General features: G+C 61.8%; 4 protein-coding genes and 3 pseudogenes. 2 read left to right on the top strand and 5 right to left on the bottom strand.

Annotation, left to right across the window (positions count from 1 at the left end; translation table 11 throughout):
• Window positions 1–79 precede the first annotated feature (79 nt).
• Window positions 80–514: pseudogene (locus tag NCT32_RS36610) on the bottom strand (hypothetical protein); the annotation flags it as partial.
• Window positions 515–625: 111 nt separating this feature from the next.
• On the bottom strand, window positions 626–1066 hold the full coding sequence (locus NCT32_RS36605; protein ID WP_250491519.1) for an SET domain-containing protein: 441 nt from the start codon (window positions 1064–1066) through the stop codon (window positions 626–628).
• 126 nt (window positions 1067–1192) lie between these two features.
• Here NCT32_RS36605 and NCT32_RS36600 point away from each other — a divergent pair, with 126 nt between their 5' ends.
• A complete protein-coding gene (locus NCT32_RS36600) occupies window positions 1193–1369 on the top strand; it encodes a hypothetical protein (RefSeq protein ID WP_250491518.1) in 177 nt (58 codons plus the stop codon).
• A gap of 28 nt (window positions 1370–1397) precedes the next feature.
• Here NCT32_RS36600 and NCT32_RS36595 read toward each other — a convergent pair.
• The 3 genes and pseudogenes from NCT32_RS36595 to NCT32_RS36585 form a co-directional block, all read right to left on the bottom strand.
• Window positions 1398–1679 (bottom strand): annotated as a pseudogene (locus NCT32_RS36595) (HU family DNA-binding protein); the annotation flags it as partial.
• A 69-nt stretch (window positions 1680–1748) separates the two neighbouring features.
• Window positions 1749–2024 carry a hypothetical protein gene (locus NCT32_RS36590; protein ID WP_061121713.1) on the bottom strand — a complete coding sequence of 92 codons (276 nt, stop codon included), beginning with the start codon at window positions 2022–2024 and terminating at the stop codon, window positions 1749–1751.
• Between the two features lie 85 nt (window positions 2025–2109).
• Window positions 2110–3138 carry a DNA-binding protein gene (locus NCT32_RS36585; protein ID WP_250491517.1) on the bottom strand — a complete coding sequence of 343 codons (1029 nt, stop codon included), beginning with the start codon at window positions 3136–3138 and terminating at the stop codon, window positions 2110–2112.
• Between the two features lie 151 nt (window positions 3139–3289).
• On the opposite strand from NCT32_RS36585, the pseudogene NCT32_RS36580 reads away from it, so the two are divergent.
• Window positions 3290–3534: pseudogene (locus NCT32_RS36580) on the top strand (integrase); the annotation flags it as partial.

Genomic DNA, 3534 nt, shown 5'->3' with positions numbered 1-3534 from the left:
TGTCTCCGTCAAGCTGAACGCGCCCATCATGCGTCGAAATATTCAGCAGTGGGAAACGGTTGTGCCGAGTCGCTTACTGGTGCCGTGCGAGCGGCAACAACCGGTCGGCCCAGTCAGATGCCAACGAGGGCGTCACGCACAAGGTTCCCCAGTGTTCGCCGAGGCTCTCAATGTAGGGCATCTGATCGTCCTGCAACGCCTCGAAAAGCCTTTCCAGCCAGCGCTCCCGTGCTGCGGGCGCAACGTCGGCGGCGGCAATCAGCGGGACGAGCGCCTCGATAGCACGATTGACCGCGCTGCCAAGTGCGCCCGATGAACTATCGACGTGCTCGAGTGCAGGCGACAGTCTTTCAAGAAGAAGAACGGCCCCTTCCGCACCAAGCGCACCATCGGCGCGGGCGGCCGAACGAATCTCGGAGACAGCTTCCTTCAGGCGTTGGATGGGCAGCGAGGATCGCCATCCAAATGCGTTGCGTCGAAAGCGTGAAGCGAAGGTCCATTTTGATGAGGGCATGACAGTCACGTTCCGGCAGCATTTCAGTGCGTCGAAGTCGTCGCGGTCGCGAGCAGGTCCGTAGTCGGGGTGCGATAGTCGGTGGTGCGTGGACACCATTCGGTCGGCAGTTCAGGACCCGGCCAGCATCGTCCCTCGACAGGCGTGGGAACCGCAGCGGCACGCATACAGGGTTTTGAGCGCAGCAGTTTTTCGCCCTTCCACAAAAAGTCGATAGTCGATAAACAACTCTTCGCCCGGCTTGATGTCGCGTAGGGCGTGGAAGAAAACCCGGCTGCCATCTTGCTCGGTGTCGCAGTTCGGCGCGCAACTGTGATTGACCCAGCGCGCCGAGTTGCCGCGCTGCGCGCCGTCGATCACGCGCCCGTCGTCAAGGTCGAAGTAAAACGTGTGGCCGTCCTCGGCGGCCGAACGCGCATACTGGCGCTGCGCTTGTGCCCAAGACACGCGCTTGCCCTTGTATTCCAGGACTGTCTCACCAGCCCCGATCTGGGTGAGTGCAAATACACCGCGTCCGTGGACCGGCGAAGAACGTACCACGATGCGGCGCATAACCTTTGCCCTCTCTGTTTGTGCCGTAGCCGACTAAACGATGTGGTATCGCCGCTGCGAATTGGCATAATGCGATCGACGCACGAGCTTTGACGCCCTATGCCTTCTTCGACCGGTCGCAGCCGCATGAAACGCAAACCGCCTCGCGGCACGCTTATGCGCTATGAGGACCGCATCGTCGAGGTGCTGGGCGAAGCGCGTGGCCAACGGATCATGATCCGGTCGATTCACGCGGACGGCACCGAACGCCTCACGGCAGTCAAGCTGACCAATCTGCGGCCGTTGGACGACCAGCTCTTCTAAGCGGCGGCATGACTGACGCCGCCTTGGTTCACGCTTGGTTGACGGCGTCTTTGAAACCCTTGCCGGCCGTGAATTTGACGGTCTTGGCTGCCGCAATCTCGATCGTCTCACCGGTCTGCGGATTTCGACCCGTTCGTGCGGCCCGCTCGCCGGCCCCGAACGATCCGAAGCCGATCAGCTGAACGGCGTCACCGGCAGCCACTGCTTTCGAAATCGTCTCAAACACGGCATTGATGGTCTCTTCTGCCGCGACCTTGCTCGTACCCGACTCCGACGCCACGGCGTCGATCAGTTCCTGCTTGTTCATTGAAGTCTCTTCCTCACTGTGAAAACGAACGCGATCTTACCGAACCGCGACGAAAACAGGTGACCGTCGCTGCTACGAGGCTGCGTCGGTCGCATCCAGATCGAACAGATCCGAGGTGGTGCTCTGTGCGGCGAGCAGTTCGGGCAGAGCACCATTTCTAACCTTCGCCAGCGTGTCCGGCGACAGCCAGATTTCTTCCATCGCATCGATGCCTTCCTCGATCATTCGCTGCAGAAAGAACGATTGTTTCCGGCCCGTTGCCTCTGCCAGCACCCGCAAGCGCTGTTCGATGACGGGGTCGATGCGCACTGCTACAACCCGCAGCTTGTTCTCTGCCGATCTTCTCATCTGTTCGCTCCTTTTGGCCGTCGGCGCGACTGGCGCGCCAACGGTCGGTGGACTGCACAACTCGCCGGCGCCATCCGATCATGATCTACGGGCGACCTTTCACGCTCGCCGTTTTGACTGCCGCTGCCTTGCGGGCGGCTCGTCTGGCTGGCGGACTGGCTTCGGCGGTGGACACGCGTCGCGTAGAGGGCCGCGCCGCTGTGCGCAGCGACTTCAACTGTTCCTGAAGTGACGCATAAGCCGCTTCGAGCGCGGCGAGCTTGCCCTGGAGCACCCCGGTCTGATGGCGCGCGTCGCCCTGCTGCTCCTGCAGCGCTTCGACGGTGCGACGGTGCTCGGCCTCTCGCTTGTCTGCCCGCTTGGCCGCCTCGGCCAATTCTTTCTGAGCCTTTGCTGTGGCGCTGCGTTCCCGATCGATTTCGAGAAGTGCCCGCTTTTCCGATGCGCGTAAGCGCTCCTCGGCACGGCTCGCGGTCTCGCGAAGCTTCTCCAGATCACGCGAGAACGTGTCGCGCACCTTCTCCCGCTCCCGCTCGCGAGCGACGGCCTCTTCGCTTAGACGCTTGATCTGCGCCTCGAGCGCTTGACGCGTGGCGGCCTCTTCCGCTTGCTGTCGCTCCAATTCCCGAATCTCGACCTGGGCCGCTAGCAGTGCCGCGGTACGCTGCTCCAGCGCCGTTTCCGTCCGACCCAGTTCTTCCCGTGCGGCGACGACCTTTTGTTCTGCCTCGGCGCGACTCGCTTCGACTTCGTCGCGCAGGGACGTCAGTTCGGCCTGTGCAGACGTCGCCGCCCGAGTCCAGAGCGTCCCGATCAGCTCGCCCGCCGCTTCGCTCAAGTCCGTCGGCAAGTCCGGGTGCTCGATACGCACCCGGCTTTTCTCGCGCAACTCCGCCCAAAACTCGCTCAAGACCGACGCCGGTGTACTCATGGTGCCGCGCCGGACCAGGTTGTAGAGGCGGTTCGCCGTCGGGGGGACGCCAAAGCGGAAAAACAGCAGCGCACACACCTCACGGTAGAGCTCCCGCGTCTTGGGGAACTCGACCTTGAGGCGCTCGATGTCCGCCGCCAGGCGGGTTTCATCGGACGGGATTGCAGGATGAGCGTCGGACATGGGTCATGAGGGCGGAAACAATCATCCATAATACAACGTATTTCGATCCAAAACCAACGAACGTTGCTATTGAATTTGACATTAACCGTATAATGTTGAGATTCCTAGGTCGAGCTGCCGCCAAAACGAACATTGACCTGAAAGCCCCCCTATGCCAACCTCACCGCCCTATGCGTTGCAACCGGCACCGCTCGAAACACTCGTCATCCCAGCGACGCTGAACGGCTCCGCGGGCCTAAATCGGGCTGTGACAGGGCGCCCCCAGATTGCCGCCGATCACGACCTCGATGCGATCCGCGCCTGGCTGTCACGCTTTGTCGACACGAAAACCACCTTCGAGAATTACCGCAAGGAAGCCGAACGGCTCCTGCTCTGGTCGGTCGTCGAGATGGGCAA

This window comes from Caballeronia sp. INML2 (assembly GCF_023631365.1).
Lineage (GTDB): Bacteria > Pseudomonadota > Gammaproteobacteria > Burkholderiales > Burkholderiaceae > Caballeronia > Caballeronia turbans.
Note: the sequence above shows the minus strand (reverse complement) of the source record. Positions and strands in the feature narration are given on the sequence as shown.